Origin of the sequence: Pseudomonas sp. IT-P2, from assembly GCF_949767575.1 — a bacterium.
Taxonomy (GTDB): Bacteria; Pseudomonadota; Gammaproteobacteria; order Pseudomonadales; family Pseudomonadaceae; genus Aquipseudomonas; species Aquipseudomonas pharyngis.
This window is the reverse complement of sequence record NZ_CATKQA010000033.1, coordinates 497,618-512,192: the sequence shown is the minus strand read 5'-3', so window position 1 is coordinate 512,192 and position 14,575 is coordinate 497,618. Positions and strand designations below refer to the sequence as shown.

The window sequence follows — 14,575 nt, the reverse complement described above, 5'->3', positions numbered from 1 at the left end:
CCTGCCGATTGCTGAACATGCGTGTCGACCGTTTCCTGAGTAACCTGCCCCGCTACAACCGCAAGCAGGTTCGCCTGTTGCTGGTGGAAAAGCGCGTGCGCATTGACGGAAAAGTCGTCAGCGATCCCCACAGCGAAGTCCTGGAATTCAGCCGCGTCGACGTCGACGACGAAGTGCTGCAAAGCGGCAAGCCGGCGCGCTACTTCATGCTGTACAAACCGCAGGGCTGCGTCAGCGCCACCCGCGATCCCGAGCATCCGACCGTGCTCGACCTGATCCATGAGCCGGACAAAGACGACCTGCACATCGCCGGGCGGCTGGATTTCAACACCACCGGGCTGATGTTGATCACCAATGACGGCAGCTGGTCGCGGCGCCTGACCCAGCCGCAGACCAAACTGCCGAAGGTCTATTACGTCGAGACCGAACAGGAGATCGGCCCGGAATATGCGATCAAGTTCGCCGAGGGGATCTACTTCGCCTTCGAGGACCTGACCACCCAACCGGCGCAGCTGCAAGTGCTCGGCCCGCGAACTGCGCGGTTGAGCATCGTCGAAGGTCGTTACCATCAGGTGAAGCGCATGTTCGGCCACTTCAACAACAAAGTGCTGCGCCTGCACCGCGAATCCATGGGCCCGCTGCCGCTCGATCACGCGCTAAAACCGGGCGAGTACCGCGCTTTGCGCACCGAAGAGATTCATTTGTTCTAAGCAGCCGACCGCTCAGCAGAAGTTGTCGAACAATTTACCAACGGCACTTGCGCGATCCGGATCCCCCTGCTTGAATCAGGTCGTCGGCCAAATTGTGACCGATGAGTCACACATAACATCCAAGAAACTTTTTGTCGGTAGACAGCCCTCAAGGGCTGCGCCTCAGCCGGCAGACTGCCCGCCAATAACAACACCCGTCGACCTGCCGTACCGGATCGACATGGGCCACAAAATTCCAGGCATATGCCTACCTGTCACAAAGCTCGTGCAATCTCATTTGCGCGCATACCCGCTTGCTTGCCAGGAGTCTTATGACATGAGGCCAGAAATCGCTGTGCTGGATATACAGGGTCAGTATCGGGTTTACACGGAGTTCTATCGCGCAGACGCCGCAGAAAAGACCATCATCCTGGTCAACGGCTCGATGGCCACGACTGCGTCGTTTGCACAAACCGTGAAAAATCTGCATCCGCAATTCAACGTGGTCTGCTACGACCAGCCCTACGCGGGCAAGTCGAAAGTCCACAACCGCCACGAGAAACATCTGACGAAAGAAGTCGAAGGTCTGATCCTGCTGGAGCTGATCGATCACTTCGCGGCCGAGCACGTTTTGTCGTTCTCCTGGGGTGGCGCCGCGACCATGGTCGCCCTCGCTCACCAACCTCGGCGAATCGAAAAAGCCGTGATCAGCTCGTTCTCCCCGGTGATCAACGCGCACATGCTCGATTACCTCGAACGCGGCGTCGAATGCCTCGGCCAACGTGACGGCGACCGGGTCGGCCACCTCGTCAACAACACCATCGGCAAACACCTGCCGTCGCTGTTCAAGCGCTTCAACTATCGCCACGTCAGCAGCCTGGCCGAGCACGAATACGGGCAGATGCATTTCCACATCAACGACGTGCTGCACAGCGACCGTCAGTGCTACTTGAACGCGGCGAAGAAAATCAACGTACCGGTGCTGTTCCTGAACGGCGAATGGGACGAATACACCGCCGCCGAAGACGCCCGACTGTTCGGCAACCACGTCGCACAGAGCACCTTCACCACCCTGCTGGCCACCGGGCACTTCCTCGACATGGAACACAAATCCGCCTGCCGGGACAGCCAGAACGCCCTGCTCGGTTTCCTGAAACCGGCGCAACAGGCCAGCCGAACGCGTTACCAGTTTGTCCAGGATCACCATGCATTGGCCATTTGAAACAGTGTCGTCGCGAGCAAGCCTGCGAGGCTGAGATTCAGCCGTCCTCCAGCCCGCAGCGCTTGCCCGCGATTGACCGATTTCGGCTCTGTTTCAAGACTTTCCGTAGTTGGCGTGCAAAGAAAACTTCAAATCCGTGGCCGAGTCTGGTACAAAGTCAGCCGCTCTGAGCGGGTGTCGTATAATGGCATTACTCCAGCTTCCCAAGCTGATAACGAGGGTTCGATTCCCTTCACCCGCTCCAATCGAATTTATGTCCTGCGTCGTGGTTTGACGGGGGATGCGCAAATAGAAAAACCGGCCTGCAGGGCCGGTTTTTTTATGTCTGCGTCTTGAGGTCAACTGCTTGTTCGGCAAAGAACAATTCAGAAACACACCGTTGATTGCAGATACGGTATCCCTCTCTACTCTTCATTCTCTCCAGCCACAAGAAACACAGTTTGCTCAAAGGAATGATCCATGAGTACGGTTTCCCATCAAGATTCTGACCGATTGGAAACCACTACACTGCGGTAAATACAGAGCGCAAACCGTAAATGGCCTTTTAATCGAAGAGGGTTCACATCCAGTGCAGGAAGACAAAAGGCTTGGAATGACGGATGAAGAACAGGATATTTTTAGGCTCAGTCCCCTTTAAATCCCGAAAAATCCTCAGCATTAGCCCAATGGCAAGCGATGATGTGGCGCTGCTCGCCATGCCTGGCGCGCACCATAAGGCATTGCTCAAGCAGGCCAACGCACTGCACCAGGGTCAGGTAATTGACTCAGATGATCTCAGTGACATGCTCGAGTTCGCAGACGCTGCGCTGGCCTTCGCCGTGGAATCAATGCTCGAAATAGAATGCGACGAATAAGGGGACATATGTACTTACTGGTAACCCCTATGCGATTGCGAGGCGTCGCGCTCGGCCCTAAGGAACGGCGCCGCTATCCCGCGATCAGGGCCAACGTGATGGTGAATTCAGCAGTCAGTTCTAAGTTAGGCCGCGCGACAAATATCGCCTGCGCGAAGGTGGGGATACCGCTTGATCCGGATCCATTGCCACCGTTGATTGATGCCACTCTTGCTGGAATGGCGGTGACAGGATTTGTACTCAGCGGCATTGAGTACATCGATGGTTGTGCCTACGCACAGTCTTGGTGGTGTCGAGAGGGGTAGTCAGCTGGGATCACAACACTTATCAAAAGCAGGGGCCGAAGCCCCCGCCAATGCAGCGATCACTCTATCTGCTGATAGATCCTGTACAGGCGGATTGACCAATAGGCCGTTTGTAAAAGCCGGATTAGCTCTTCAGGGACAAAGCGTGCGATCAGTCTAAGCATGATAGAACTCCAAAGTTAGTTTCTGAGCCTCATCAAGAAAATGAAGCATTAAGCGAAGCACTCAACGGAGCAGTTAACTTTTGCACTAAAGGTTGATTAATTTGCTTTATAGCGAAACTAACACACCTTTTAACGCAACTTTTAACGGTGGAACGGCAACCGTATGGTTGACTGCTACATGGCTACGCCCTAACCTTTCGAGTTGCGAGTATCAAAAGCTGTAGGGCGTCGAGTGCTGGGGATCAATCTATCACAGGATTGAGCCTTGGAAACCACCCGCCGCTATCGTAGAAAGGCCGGGCGCACGCCCGGCCTTTCTGCATCCTGCGCCGGCGCCATGGCATTTTCTGGCCGGCCACCTAAAGATAAATTGACGAAACCTCGACAGTTTGCGGGTTTGCCGCCCCCGGGGCAAATGCGATTGTATGTACGCTCAACAAAGTGCATATGTGAGTAGTAATACGCTGTTGACGGTTCACCATCCGACGGACGGTAGGCCCCGGGGGAAGTATATTTCCCGGCCGGCCGTAAGTTGTACTCGGCCGGCCAAGTTTATCCACATTTTTATGCAATGAATTTCACCAGCACACGCTCTTGATAAAGAGAAAAAACAGCGACGGTTACTCTTTTTATAGAGTGATTGGAGACAGTTTTGTATTTAACGCTGCTATTTTTGTGGCTCTGGTTGTAAAGCCTGTGGCATCACTCGGAGTCGGTGTTGGCCTTGGCAAATGGGTATGCGCTGCTAACTGGATGTTCATCTCCTGCAACAGCGTGAGTGTGTCGCAAACGATCTTGAACAGATTCACATCCTCAGATCCGATCCAATTTTTCGGCGCTTGAAGCCGCTGCCCCATGGCCGACACGCTTCGACGTAATCCTTCGATCCGCTCCTGCATATCATCGCCCACTGTGGCGTTGAGCTTCTGTCCCACAACCAGGTTCAGATCCCGCCCAGTCGCCTGGTGCTGATCGTCCACCGCCGCCAGGCTCGCCGCCCCGCCCGACAGCAGCTTGAGCGCGCCCAGCGCTTCGATCTTTTTCACACCACCAACAGTCTCGGTCGAGTGGTCATCGACGGCCCGCGTGTGGCTCTGGAACTGCTCGCGGTCGTCCAGGGCTTCAACCTCACGCTCGATCGCGTGATCCCGGATCTTGCCGTCGGTTTGGCGTAGCCAGTTGCCGTCCGCGTCGACACGCTGCTGAGCCGTGCCGCTGTGCTGCCACACCTGGTCGCCATTCGGCACCTTCGGCATGCTCAGACCGTGGGGCAAGATCGATTGAATGTAGGGCTTGTTCGGCAGGCCGTAGGCAAAGCACACCACAACGCGCGTGCCTTCCTCCGGAAAGGCATAAATGCCCATGTCCTCGCCACCCCTGGGGATCTGCAGCGCCGTCCGGGCGGCAAAAAACTGTCCGCCCAGCTGCTCACAAACCCTTCACCCTTTCCCAACTGCGAAATAAGAATGGGAACCCCGACTAAAATTCAGAGCCTGATTTGTTCCGCTGAACAATTCAGAAACAAAGCGTTGATTGCAGATCCCCTGCTCCGCCGTACGCTCCCTCCAAGACCGAAACCGCCCTATGAGGCGGAGTCCAATATGTAGCACCATATTCAGGGGCGAATCCGCATGCTTTATCCAATCGCAATATCTCCCAGCGAAGGCGACTCAACATGGGGTGTTGAAGTACCAGACCTCCCCGGTTGTTTCTCCGCCGGAAACGATCAGGACCATGCGTTGGAAATGGCCAAAGAGGCGATAGAAACTCACATCGCGATTCTCGCTGAGAGCGGTGCCGTGATACCTGCCGCCAGCAAGGTCAGTAACCATGTTTCCGATCCGAGGTTTGAAAACTGCGTATGGGCGTTGGTGGATGTGGACATCAGTCAGTGCCTGGGGAATACCCAAGAGATCAACATCACACTTCCAGGCTACTTGTTGAGCCGCATAGACCTTCACGTCAGCCAGCATCCGGAGGAAAAGAGTCGTTCCGCGTTTTTGGCTTCGACTGCGTTGCGTATGTTGAGTTCGTGAATAATCTCGACCCCGATGGATCTGATCTGCACGGAAAATCTGCCATGAACAGCGAAACCATCCGTAACCGAAAAGACCTGAACATTGCATTTGCTCGGATGGAAAAGCTCTGGGGGGCTGAACCCGGATCATCCGATGGAAATGAACTGGAAAACCTCGCTGTGCTTATCGAGCAATATGAGAACGAGCACTATCCAATGCCCACGGAAAAGAACGACATACGAACGAACGACCAGTGATCCTGTAGGAATTGCCGCACACTAACATGGCGTGATGCTCGCCATGTTTTCAGACGTTTCCCAGCGACCAGTCCTTGAGATTCCGCTAGCATTCGCACACCCAAGAGGACGCTTGGGGTTAACGGATGTATTCAACAAGGACGACTCATGCTTTCTTCCGCACGCTTGGGCGATAAACACGTTTGCCCGTTGCCAGGACATGGCACAACCCCGATTGCCTCAGCCTCAGCTGACACCAATATCAATTTCATGGGCGCCGCTCGCGTTGGCGATACGTGCGGCTGTGGCGCAGTGATCACCACCGGTTTTCCATCGATTCTGATTAACGGCCGACCAATGGCTCACCTCTCCAGCCCCACCAGTCACGGTGGAACGATCATCACCGGCAGTGACGACACCTTTGGTGGTTTTGTTCTTGGGAGCGCCGTTGGTAGTCCTGTTATCGATTTCGCCTTAATGGGTGCGATTCGCCCTGACGGAAAGGTTGATGAGGAACGAATGGCCACTCTGCTGGCCGATCCTCAGTTGAAAACCAAGGCAACGGCTGTGGGTGCCCTTATCGATCCTAACGCCCCAAAAAAACCGCCAGCCAAGAGGGCCAAACCTGAGGAAGAAAAGAAACCTGCCGCCTGCACTCACCCCGATAACATGGAGCCCGTGGCGGCTTACATTGCCGATGAGATGAACCGGAATATCCTGCATCCGTCGGTCGTGAAAATGAAAAATGCCAACAGCTTCGATCCGGCAGCGGAGACAAGGAAATACCGGGAGCTGCCGTGGTATGCCCGAATCGGGGAACCGCCGAACTACTACACCATGGCTCTGGGAAAGAAAGCAGCGGCATTGACGTTGTGGACGGAGCGGGTTGGACAGAATCGCCCTTGGGATCACAAGCCGATTATCAAGAAGCGGTTCGGCTCGTATTACTACAAACACGGGAAATACGAATACTTCTACGACATCTGGTCGAACATCCATTACGGTTATGTCGGCAGAGCGGGAGGACTATCCGAAAGCCTTTTGCTGGATGGTGCAGGACTTGAACAGATCGCATCGGACTCGATTCGTAAAGCCCAAGACTGGAAGAACAAACCCGGGCCACGTCAGTCACCGGGTGTCGAAGGGCTGCGGGCTTGGGATGACGTCGCTGACAGGGTTTCTATCAGTATTGGTGTGAAGCTGTACAAGCGATACCCGCACGGTGGAATTACAGCAAAAATCGTCATGGATGAAGTGCTCGCCGTAGCACCTGAAAATTGGGGAGATGGAGTCAGTGTCCACGAATGCAAGTAAGCGACGCCCGCTCTATATCGTCATGCGGGTACTTATTTTGGCGGTGTTGACGTATCTGGTTTGGTACGTCGCAGTGCCACGCGTCGAGATTGATTTCTCGAAAGAAGCCACAGGTGATTTGAGGTTTGTGCTGAATACGCAAAATGAGATCTTTCGCGGAAACCTTGCCCCCGGAGAGTCTACGGGCGGACCAGGGCATCTGTTTCCCGATGATGATTTTTTTATGGAGTTTGATTGGCGTAATTCCGGGCAGAACCATTGCATCAGGATCACCCCGAAATGGCCCACGACTAAAATTCATATCGGGAACAATGGCGAGGTTGACCGTAGCGCTGGCAGTGGCACTGATGTCGATCAGTTGGAGCCCTGCGCACCTTGAAGGAGAAAACCTTCGTAAAGAAAAACCGGCTCAATGAGCCGGTTTTTTTTATGCCTTCTAAAACATTGCATCAACGCAGTTAACTCTTCACCTCAACATGATCCAGCGCCTGACTCACCGCCAATTCACCCAGCATCACCAGTTGCGCAATGCCTATCGCGGTTCTGCGGTGGGTGGGGTCGAGGGTGGCGGCGAAGTTGCTGAGCATTTCGCTGGCCGAGCCCAGGGATTCGCTGGCGTTGGCCAGCAGGGATTCGGTGTCGTAGGCCGGGTTGGCGAAGTACATCGGTTCGGGTTGGTTGGTCGTGCCCATGACATGGGCGCCGGGGCAGAGGTAGTGATCGAGGGCGCGGTTGGCGGCGTCGTTGAGTTTTCTGCAGTCGTTCGAGACGTACGGGGACGCTGGGTCGGTTTCGACTTCTGGGGGATTCGGGGTTGGCTTGAACATGATTTGATACTCGGTGTGATGGTTAGAGCTGCCCCATTCGGTTCCACGCGAAGGGGTGGCAGCTGTACGCAGGTTGGAACCCGGGCCACCAAGCAAAACCCGACAGACTCTAAGTCTCCCGCGCACAGCCGCCATAACAGAGTGCACACCATCAAGGTGCGCAAGCATACGTCATGAACGACGCTTTGCATTCAGTGAAGTCGCCGGGGTTCCAATCCCGATCGCCGATTCATCAGCGCCCCTCACAGGCTAGAGCCCGCACTTCCGACGGACAACCTGAAAACCTTGTGGGAAGGTTCAGTAAACAGGGCTAATACTTTAAACATCCCGTTGCGAAAAACCGCGTTTACAGATCCCCAACACTCCCCCGGTTCTCACACTCGCCACGACCCGCTAGCATTTCCCCATCGCCCACCACCCTCCCCCTGCGCGGCCATCGACGAATACGCGCCATCACCGTTCGAGGGATTCAAATCCGTGGCCTCCGAACCACCCAAATCAAATTCAAAAGAGCAGCAAACCCATGACCCAGAACATCTACGACGACCCCGAGTTTTTCCAGGGCTACAGCCAGATGAACCGCTCCATCGGCGGCCTCGATGCCGCGCCGGAATGGCCGGCGCTGAAAGCCTTGTTGCCCTCCCTGCACGGTTTGCAGGTGGTGGATCTGGGCTGCGGCTACGGCTGGTTCTGCCGCTGGGCCAGCGAACACGGCGCTGCCCAAGTGCTGGGTCTGGATGTCTCGGAGAAAATGCTCGAGCGGGCGAAGGAAACTATTTCGGCCGCGAACATCCGCTACGAACGTGCCGACCTGGAACACCTCGACTTGCCTGCGTGCACTTACGATCTGGCCTACAGCTCACTGGCCCTGCACTACATCAAGGATCTTTCGGGGCTGTTCGCCAACCTGCATTCGGCACTTAAACCCGGAGCGCATTTTGTGTTTTCCATCGAGCACCCGATCTTCATGGCACCGCGCAATCCGGGCTGGCTGATCGACAGCGAAGGCAACAAGCGCTGGCCGCTGGACAGTTATCAGATGGAAGGCGAGCGGGTGACCAACTGGCTGGCCGACGGGGTGATCAAGCAGCACCGCACGGTCGGGACGCTGCTTAATGCATTGATCGACGCCGGGTTCACGATTCAACACGTCAATGAATGGGGCCCGAGCGATGAGGAAGTGGCTGCGCAACCGGCCCTCGCTGAAGAGCGCGAGCGGCCGATGATGATGCTGGTCGCTGTACAGCGCTGACCGTAAAGAAAGGGCCGATCAAATCGGCCCTATTTCGTATCAACGTGTGGCGACAATGAACAACCGCGGAAACGGCAACAACACCGAACCGTCCGCCAGCGCCGGATACGCCTTCGCGACCTCCGCCAGATAGTGCGCCAGATAGTCCGCCCGCTCCGCTTCCGTCAGCGGACTGAGGAACGGAATCAAACCGCTGCCCTTGAACCACTCGACAACGCCTGAAGCCCCGCCCGCCAGCTGATGGTGATACGTGGTGCGCCACACATCGACCCGTGCGCAATGCGGCCGCAGCATCGAGAAATAGGCACTGGCATCCGCCATCTCGGTCCGCTGCCCCGCCGCGCCCGCCAGTTTGCTGGCCCACGACCCGTTGGCAGCCACTTCGCGCATCAACCGATGGGACGGCTCGTTGAGGTTGTCCGGCATCTGAATCGCCAGGCTGCCGCCCTGCGCCAACTTGCCCGCCAGCGCCGGCAGCAACGTCCCGTGATCCGGCACCCACTGCAAAACGGCGTTGGCAAAGATCACATCGAATGGCCCTGCATCCGCCCATTTATCGATGTCCGCCACCGCGAACTGCAACTGCGGCAGACGCTTGCGCGCGGCATCGATCATGTCCGGCGAACTGTCGAGCCCCTGCACTTTCGCCCCCGGAAAACGCTCCACCAACAACTCGGTCGAGTTGCCCGGACCACACCCGATATCCACCACGGAACGCGCCTCGGGCGTGGGAATTGCCGCCAGCAAGTCGCGGGCCGGGCGGGTGCGTTCATCTTCGAAAGTGACGTATTGCTTGGCGGACCAGGTCATTGCGTTCTCCTGTAAGGACTTTTGCAGTGGTTCCCTACGATACATCGACTCCCTGCGCATCCCCTATCCGACTTAAGACGTGACTGCGGCAAGCACCTTTTTCGCGGACTTCGCTTGCATAAAAAAACCGGCCGATGGCCGGTTCTTTGGAAAATCCCACACTAGTCGTAATAGCCCACAGTCTGTTTCAACTGATCTGAATACTCGTAGATATCATCCACGGAGTTAATGGGATGGCGGGTTTCGTTTTTCTCCTCGTCGAAAATGCCGATGTACTTCTGCGAACGGTTGAAATGCAGGCGGCAAATCGGCTTTCGGTTGTTATCGTCCAGCAGGATGCCAAAGTAGCTCTGTGTATCGCGCTGAACGATTCGTTTGGCATCGACCACAGATCGAACCAATGCACGAACAATGTGATACCCCTCCAGTTCCTCCAGAGTGGTCAAAACCTTATCGTCGGATTCGTCACGGGGATCTACTGGATCCGTCCCTCCAGACGCGGCCGGAATAGACGCTAGCGCCGGCTGGATCGCACCACTCATGGCCGACTTGAGGCGGTCATTGATCTGGTCATTGAGAAATTGAACGACCGCTTTTCTCGTCAGTTCGTGAAACTGATCCCGCACCTTCTGCGTAATGACTCCGTCGTAGACACGCGAAGCAAACACTTTGACGAAATCGTCATCCGGCTTGCTGACTTGCGAGGCGATAACTTTTTTGATCTGGCTGACGTACTTCAGCTCACCCGCCGCGTTGATGATCGAATCAACGTCGAACGCAGACTTGGTGAGCTTGATAAGTTCTGGCACCGAATATTCATCAATGTCCAGAAGGTCCAGTTCAAGGAAGGGTTTTTCATCCATCTTGTTCGGCGCATCCAGGTCAGTGAAGAACTTGTAGACCTGGCCGTTGGTGAGGATGGAGATTCGAGCGCTGGTTACGTGGAAATAACGGAACAGCTGCGAGGCGTGATTGATGTGCAGTGGCTCGCCGATTTTCTTGCACTCGATGAGGATCTGCACTTCGCCCTCTTTCATGATGGCGTAATCGATTTTTTCGCCCTTCTTCGTGCCGATATCGCAAACAAATTCCGGCGTCACCTCTGTCGGGTCGAACACGTCGTAACCCAGAACAGTACTGATGAAAGGCATGACAAACGCATTTTTTGTCGCTTCTTCCGTCTGGATTGCAGCGCTCTGCAACCGGACTTTGGCGGCAAGACTGGCTAACTTTTCGAAGAATTCCATGAGCGGCCTCTGACTGGGTTTCTATCCGTGCACTCGCATGCTGGCAAATTGACTGCCATTTCATCCTAGACGCAAACCCATACAAAGAAAGTTCCCACTTCCAAAAGTGTTCAAAACCGGGACCTGGAACAGTCAAGTTTCAAAGACAGCACGTCTCTGTAAGTAGAATTTTCCGCCCCCCTCCGATGTCTGAATTTCAAGCGCCCCCAACAAGGAAAACGGCCATGAAATTCGCAAAAATCTCCCAGAAGCTCGCCCTCTGGGCCGGCAGCCCCAAGACGTTCATGGGGGCGTTGATTCTGATCGGGCTCTGGGGGTTGAGCGGGCCGATTTTCGATTACAACGACACCTGGCAACTGATCATCAACACCTCGACCACGATCATCACGTTCCTGATGGTGTTCCTGATCCAGAACACCCAGAACCGCGATACCGACATCCTGCATTTGAAACTCGATGAACTGCTGCGGGTGAACAAGGAAGCGCAGAACGCGATGCTCGGGCTGGAGTCGCTGGATCTCAAGCAGCTGGAGGCACTGCGTCGGCATTACCGGGCGATGGGTGAGAATGAGGTGTTTGACCTGGAAGGTCTGGGGGACAAGAGCAAGCCGAAGCAGGATCTGAATGAATGCTGAAAGGCAAAAAAAACGGCGCTAAAAAAGCGCCGTTTTCATTGCTGCGGATTCAGCGACTAGCCTGAAGGGCTCGGGCCATTTCCAGATGACTCTGCAGTTTTGGCAGGGTCTCGTCGGCAAACGCCTTGATCTCCGGCACGTCGGTGGTCTGAGCCTCCTGCTGGATCTGCTGAATGGCCTCTTCCGTGGCTTTGACCTGGCTGGCGGCGTAGGCCTGATCGAAGCTGGCGCCTTCTTTGACTTCGGGCATCAGCGCTTTGGCCTTGTCGGCAACTTCTTCGCGGGGCGCCACCGGCAGGTCCAGTTTCTTGGCGATTTTCGCCAGATGCTGGTTGGCGGTTGTGCGGTCGTTGATGACGACGATGGTGTAATCCTTGACCTCTTTGGACTCGGCCTTGCTGTGCGCCAGACGACTGGCCTCAATGTCGGCCATGCCTTTGGCCGAGGCCTCATTGATGAAGTCGGCGGGCGACTGGGCAAACGCGCTGCTGGCGAACAACCCCAGCAGGCTGACAAAACTGATGTGGCGTACTCGGGTGGCCATCCGGCTCATGGTCGCGCCCTCCTTCTTTGCAGATTCAAGCGGGAGCTTGCGCCCCCGCCTCTCAATCAAAACAACCTTCACCGACTACTTCGACTTTTGAGCAGGCTTGCGGCCCATGTCGGTTTTAGGCTCTTTGTCGACCGTCGTGGTGGTGGTTTTCCCACCTTTGCGACCGGCTTCAGACGCCTTGGTCTTATCGTTGGCGAAGTTTCCCGAGTTCGAGTTTCTTGAATTAGGCATGATTCTCTACCCCTTGGTATTTGATCGCGGCGAGCAGGTGCCCGCCTAGATTGAGAATTTCCTGACCGCCAAAGGTTTAGAAAAGTTGCCGTCGCCGCGACGAACGGTGAGATGCCCGTCAGTGGTCCAGCGCGCGATGATTCAAACGTTTGGCGGCGTACATGGCTTGGTCGGCGTGGCGGAACAGTTGCTGTTCCTCGTCGCCATGCTCGGGATATCGGGCCACGCCAATGCTCGGTTCGATGTGCAGGTTGTGCCCGTCCAGGCGCAGGGGTTGCACCAATACCTGTCGGATTTTTTCCGCCACGCTGTCGGCATCGTCGGCGGCGTGGACGCTGTGCAGCAGCACCACGAATTCGTCGCCGCCAATCCGCGCCACGGTGTCGGTCTCGCGCACGCAGCCCTTGAGCCGGTTGGCCACCGCCTGCAAGAGCATGTCGCCCACCGCATGGCCAAAGGTGTCGTTGACTTGTTTGAAGCGATCCAGATCGACGTACAGCAGCGCCATGTGCCCGGACTGTTCCCGCGCATGGTTCAGAGCAGCCTTGAGGCGTTCGCGCAGCAGTTCGCGGTTGGGCAACTGGGTCAATTGATCGTATTGCGCCATGCGCCGCAGGCGGGCGTGCAGTTGTTGGCGTTCAATGGCGGTGGCGACCTGGGCACAGACGTATTGCAGCAGTTCCTTGTCGCGTTCGGTGTAGCGCTCGCCACCGGGCAGGCTTTTGACGATCAGCGCGCCGATGGTGCGGTCTTTCGAGCTCAGCGGTACGCCGAGCCAGCACGGCGATTGCTGCCCGGCCACCAGCGCGGCGAACTCCGGCGGCGCGTGGGGGCAATCCGGGGTCAGGAGGATTGGCTGGCGGCTGCGGATCACTTCCGCACACAGGCGACCGGTGACGGTGCCGGGTTGCTCCGGTTGCAGCTCGTCATCGTCGACGTGATAGGGAAAATTCAGCTGCGCGCAATGTTCGTCGTACAGCGCCACGGAGAAATTCAGCGCCGGCAGCCACTCGCCAATAATCATGTGGATGCGCTTGAACAGCGCCAGCAGATCCTCCGCCGCATGGGCCGCTTCGGAAATGGCGTACAGCGCCGCCTGCCGAGATTCGGCGAGTTTGCGCTCGGTGATGTCCCGGGCCACGGCGATGCGCAATTGGTCGACCTCCGACCAACGCGCCGACCACAGGATATGCACGACGCTGCCGTCCTTGCGCACATAACGGTTTTCAAAATTGTGCTTGGGCTCGCCGCCCATGATGTCGCTCGCGGCAGCCAGGGTGCGCTCACGGTCGGCCGGGTAGACGTAGTCGATCATCGACTGGCCGATCAGTTCGTCAGGCGTGTAGCCGAGAATCCGCTCGCAGGCTGCGCTGACAAAAACGAAACGGCCCTGCTTGTCCACGGCACAGACGGCGTCCAGCAACAGATCGATGTAACTCGCCAACGGCGCGGAATTTCGGCTTTCCATGGTTCAGAAAAGGTGTCCGGACAATGCAGCGCTGATCCACCGTCCCTGACCCCGACCTCGCATCCTGCGATCGATTTCAAGCCTTGTTCGGCATCAACCCCGGCAGTGCATGCACCAGCGCGTTGATGGCAAAACCGATGAACATGATCCCGCACAACCGGGTGATCGCCAGTTCATGACGCTGGTACAACGTACGCACCTGTCGCGCCCCGACGATGCCAATGAGGATAGCGTAGGCGAGCAATCCGCCGAGGAAGCTCAAGGCGATCAGCATCGGCAGCATCGACCAGTTGAGCAGTTCGGCGCGGCTCGACAGCAGCGCGGTGAAGGTTGCCACCGCCACCGGGTAGGCTTTGGGGTTGGTCAGGCCGAACAGGATGCCGTGCCAGAACGGCTGACGCGCCGCACCCTGCGGCTGATCGCCGTTGCTGCGTTTGGCCCGCACCGCACGCCAGCCGAGCCAGAACAGGTACAGGCCGCTGAGTACGCCGAGCACATCGAAAGCGGTGCTGCCGATTTCCCGGGCGCCGACAATCGCGATCAGCGCGGTGCTGCACCAGATCACGTCGCCCAGCAGATGCCCGCACAAGAACCCCGCCCCAGCCCGCCGCCCACGTGCGGCGCCGATACCGAACACCGCCAGCACACCCGGCCCCGGCGTGATGCCGTAAATGAAACCCGAAGCCAGCACGGCCATTAGCAACGATGGAGTCATGGAAAACCTGCAAGTCCCGGAAAACGTGGCCGCCA

At 56.8% G+C, this 14,575-nt stretch carries 17 protein-coding genes, 1 tRNA gene and 1 pseudogene; 11 read left to right on the top strand and 8 right to left on the bottom strand.

Going from position 1 to position 14,575, the window contains the following annotated elements:
* Window positions 1-17: 17 nt before the first annotated feature.
* The 5 genes from ACM6JM_RS18565 (at window position 18) to ACM6JM_RS18545 (ending at window position 3,070) form a co-directional block, all read left to right on the top strand.
* A complete protein-coding gene (locus ACM6JM_RS18565) occupies window positions 18-710 on the top strand; it encodes a pseudouridine synthase (RefSeq protein ID WP_414882315.1) in 693 nt (230 codons plus the stop codon).
* Between the two features lie 316 nt (window positions 711-1,026).
* On the top strand, window positions 1,027-1,911 hold the full coding sequence (locus ACM6JM_RS18560) for an alpha/beta fold hydrolase (RefSeq protein ID WP_414882314.1): 885 nt from the start codon (window positions 1,027-1,029) through the stop codon (window positions 1,909-1,911).
* Window positions 1,912-2,081: 170 nt separating this feature from the next.
* Window positions 2,082-2,155 (top strand) — tRNA-Gly (locus ACM6JM_RS18555).
* A gap of 355 nt (window positions 2,156-2,510) precedes the next feature.
* Window positions 2,511-2,765 (top strand): hypothetical protein, encoded by a 255-nt coding sequence (locus tag ACM6JM_RS18550; protein WP_256587046.1) that lies wholly within the window; start codon window positions 2,511-2,513, stop codon window positions 2,763-2,765.
* Window positions 2,766-2,773: 8 nt separating this feature from the next.
* Window positions 2,774-3,070, top strand: coding sequence for a hypothetical protein (locus tag ACM6JM_RS18545; protein ID WP_103386810.1), 297 nt, complete (start codon window positions 2,774-2,776; stop codon window positions 3,068-3,070).
* 793 nt (window positions 3,071-3,863) lie between these two features.
* On the opposite strand, the pseudogene ACM6JM_RS18540 reads toward ACM6JM_RS18545, so the two are convergent.
* Window positions 3,864-4,637: pseudogene (locus ACM6JM_RS18540) on the bottom strand (hypothetical protein); the annotation flags it as partial.
* 228 nt (window positions 4,638-4,865) lie between these two features.
* Between ACM6JM_RS18540 and ACM6JM_RS18535 the strand changes: the two are divergent.
* The 4 genes from ACM6JM_RS18535 to ACM6JM_RS18520 all read left to right on the top strand — a co-directional run bounded on the left by ACM6JM_RS18535 (window position 4,866) and on the right by ACM6JM_RS18520 (window position 7,181).
* The gene (locus ACM6JM_RS18535; RefSeq protein ID WP_103386809.1) at window positions 4,866-5,270 is read left to right on the top strand and encodes a type II toxin-antitoxin system HicB family antitoxin; all 405 of its coding nucleotides are present in this window, start codon (window positions 4,866-4,868) and stop codon (window positions 5,268-5,270) included.
* Window positions 5,271-5,314: 44 nt separating this feature from the next.
* Window positions 5,315-5,509, top strand: coding sequence for a hypothetical protein (locus ACM6JM_RS18530; RefSeq protein WP_103386808.1), 195 nt, complete (start codon window positions 5,315-5,317; stop codon window positions 5,507-5,509).
* 147 nt (window positions 5,510-5,656) lie between these two features.
* Window positions 5,657-6,802 (top strand): polymorphic toxin type 44 domain-containing protein, encoded by a 1,146-nt coding sequence (locus ACM6JM_RS18525; RefSeq protein ID WP_103386807.1) that lies wholly within the window; start codon window positions 5,657-5,659, stop codon window positions 6,800-6,802.
* Window positions 6,783-7,181, top strand: a complete 399-nt coding sequence (locus ACM6JM_RS18520; protein ID WP_414882313.1) for a hypothetical protein — start codon at window positions 6,783-6,785, stop codon at window positions 7,179-7,181. The genes ACM6JM_RS18525 and ACM6JM_RS18520 overlap by 20 nt, the downstream gene beginning before the upstream one ends.
* A gap of 79 nt (window positions 7,182-7,260) precedes the next feature.
* Here ACM6JM_RS18520 and ACM6JM_RS18515 read toward each other — a convergent pair whose 3' ends face one another.
* Window positions 7,261-7,629 (bottom strand): DUF6124 family protein, encoded by a 369-nt coding sequence (locus ACM6JM_RS18515; protein ID WP_103386805.1) that lies wholly within the window; start codon window positions 7,627-7,629, stop codon window positions 7,261-7,263.
* 523 nt (window positions 7,630-8,152) lie between these two features.
* On the opposite strand from ACM6JM_RS18515, the gene ACM6JM_RS18510 reads away from it, so the two are divergent.
* Window positions 8,153-8,881 carry a class I SAM-dependent methyltransferase gene (locus ACM6JM_RS18510; RefSeq protein WP_414882312.1) on the top strand — a complete coding sequence of 243 codons (729 nt, stop codon included), beginning with the start codon at window positions 8,153-8,155 and terminating at the stop codon, window positions 8,879-8,881.
* Window positions 8,882-8,920: 39 nt separating this feature from the next.
* Here the strand turns inward: ACM6JM_RS18510 and tam are convergent, their stop codons facing one another.
* Entirely contained in the window at window positions 8,921-9,691 is a 771-nt protein-coding gene (gene tam, locus ACM6JM_RS18505) for a trans-aconitate 2-methyltransferase (RefSeq protein WP_414882311.1), read from the bottom strand.
* Between the two features lie 161 nt (window positions 9,692-9,852).
* Window positions 9,853-10,938 carry a type I restriction endonuclease gene (locus ACM6JM_RS18500; RefSeq protein ID WP_085666786.1) on the bottom strand — a complete coding sequence of 362 codons (1,086 nt, stop codon included), beginning with the start codon at window positions 10,936-10,938 and terminating at the stop codon, window positions 9,853-9,855.
* 224 nt (window positions 10,939-11,162) lie between these two features.
* Here ACM6JM_RS18500 and ACM6JM_RS18495 point away from each other — a divergent pair, with 224 nt between their 5' ends.
* The gene (locus ACM6JM_RS18495) at window positions 11,163-11,573 is read left to right on the top strand and encodes a low affinity iron permease family protein (RefSeq protein WP_039772727.1); all 411 of its coding nucleotides are present in this window, start codon (window positions 11,163-11,165) and stop codon (window positions 11,571-11,573) included.
* A gap of 49 nt (window positions 11,574-11,622) precedes the next feature.
* Here the strand turns inward: ACM6JM_RS18495 and ACM6JM_RS18490 are convergent, their stop codons facing one another.
* From ACM6JM_RS18490 to ACM6JM_RS18475, 4 genes are all read right to left on the bottom strand, one after another.
* Window positions 11,623-12,126, bottom strand: coding sequence for a DUF4142 domain-containing protein (locus tag ACM6JM_RS18490; RefSeq protein ID WP_064594055.1), 504 nt, complete (start codon window positions 12,124-12,126; stop codon window positions 11,623-11,625).
* Window positions 12,127-12,201: 75 nt separating this feature from the next.
* Complete coding sequence (locus ACM6JM_RS18485) at window positions 12,202-12,357, bottom strand: KGG domain-containing protein (protein WP_080770669.1); 156 nt, start codon at window positions 12,355-12,357, stop codon at window positions 12,202-12,204.
* Between the two features lie 118 nt (window positions 12,358-12,475).
* Window positions 12,476-13,825 (bottom strand): diguanylate cyclase domain-containing protein, encoded by a 1,350-nt coding sequence (locus ACM6JM_RS18480; protein WP_414882310.1) that lies wholly within the window; start codon window positions 13,823-13,825, stop codon window positions 12,476-12,478.
* A 76-nt stretch (window positions 13,826-13,901) separates the two neighbouring features.
* Window positions 13,902-14,540 (bottom strand): LysE family translocator, encoded by a 639-nt coding sequence (locus tag ACM6JM_RS18475; protein ID WP_039772730.1) that lies wholly within the window; start codon window positions 14,538-14,540, stop codon window positions 13,902-13,904.
* Window positions 14,541-14,575: the final 35 nt, after the last annotated feature.

What these genes read in the sequence shown, in the direction of transcription:
- ACM6JM_RS18565 (WP_414882315.1), top strand. Translation starts at nt 18, where the DNA reads ATGCGTGTCGACCGTTTCCTGAGTAACCTGCCCCGCTACAACCGCAAG.
- ACM6JM_RS18560 (WP_414882314.1), top strand. Translation starts at nt 1,027, where the DNA reads ATGAGGCCAGAAATCGCTGTGCTGGATATACAGGGTCAGTATCGGGTT.
- ACM6JM_RS18550 (WP_256587046.1), top strand. Translation starts at nt 2,511, where the DNA reads ATGAAGAACAGGATATTTTTAGGCTCAGTCCCCTTTAAATCCCGAAAA.
- ACM6JM_RS18545 (WP_103386810.1), top strand. Translation starts at nt 2,774, where the DNA reads ATGTACTTACTGGTAACCCCTATGCGATTGCGAGGCGTCGCGCTCGGC.
- ACM6JM_RS18535 (WP_103386809.1), top strand. Translation starts at nt 4,866, where the DNA reads ATGCTTTATCCAATCGCAATATCTCCCAGCGAAGGCGACTCAACATGG.
- ACM6JM_RS18530 (WP_103386808.1), top strand. Translation starts at nt 5,315, where the DNA reads ATGAACAGCGAAACCATCCGTAACCGAAAAGACCTGAACATTGCATTT.
- ACM6JM_RS18525 (WP_103386807.1), top strand. Translation starts at nt 5,657, where the DNA reads ATGCTTTCTTCCGCACGCTTGGGCGATAAACACGTTTGCCCGTTGCCA.
- ACM6JM_RS18515 (WP_103386805.1), bottom strand. Translation starts at nt 7,629, where the DNA reads ATGTTCAAGCCAACCCCGAATCCCCCAGAAGTCGAAACCGACCCAGCG.
- ACM6JM_RS18510 (WP_414882312.1), top strand. Translation starts at nt 8,153, where the DNA reads ATGACCCAGAACATCTACGACGACCCCGAGTTTTTCCAGGGCTACAGC.
- tam (WP_414882311.1), bottom strand. Translation starts at nt 9,691, where the DNA reads ATGACCTGGTCCGCCAAGCAATACGTCACTTTCGAAGATGAACGCACC.
- ACM6JM_RS18500 (WP_085666786.1), bottom strand. Translation starts at nt 10,938, where the DNA reads ATGGAATTCTTCGAAAAGTTAGCCAGTCTTGCCGCCAAAGTCCGGTTG.
- ACM6JM_RS18495 (WP_039772727.1), top strand. Translation starts at nt 11,163, where the DNA reads ATGAAATTCGCAAAAATCTCCCAGAAGCTCGCCCTCTGGGCCGGCAGC.
- ACM6JM_RS18490 (WP_064594055.1), bottom strand. Translation starts at nt 12,126, where the DNA reads ATGAGCCGGATGGCCACCCGAGTACGCCACATCAGTTTTGTCAGCCTG.
- ACM6JM_RS18485 (WP_080770669.1), bottom strand. Translation starts at nt 12,357, where the DNA reads ATGCCTAATTCAAGAAACTCGAACTCGGGAAACTTCGCCAACGATAAG.
- ACM6JM_RS18480 (WP_414882310.1), bottom strand. Translation starts at nt 13,825, where the DNA reads ATGGAAAGCCGAAATTCCGCGCCGTTGGCGAGTTACATCGATCTGTTG.
- ACM6JM_RS18475 (WP_039772730.1), bottom strand. Translation starts at nt 14,540, where the DNA reads ATGACTCCATCGTTGCTAATGGCCGTGCTGGCTTCGGGTTTCATTTAC.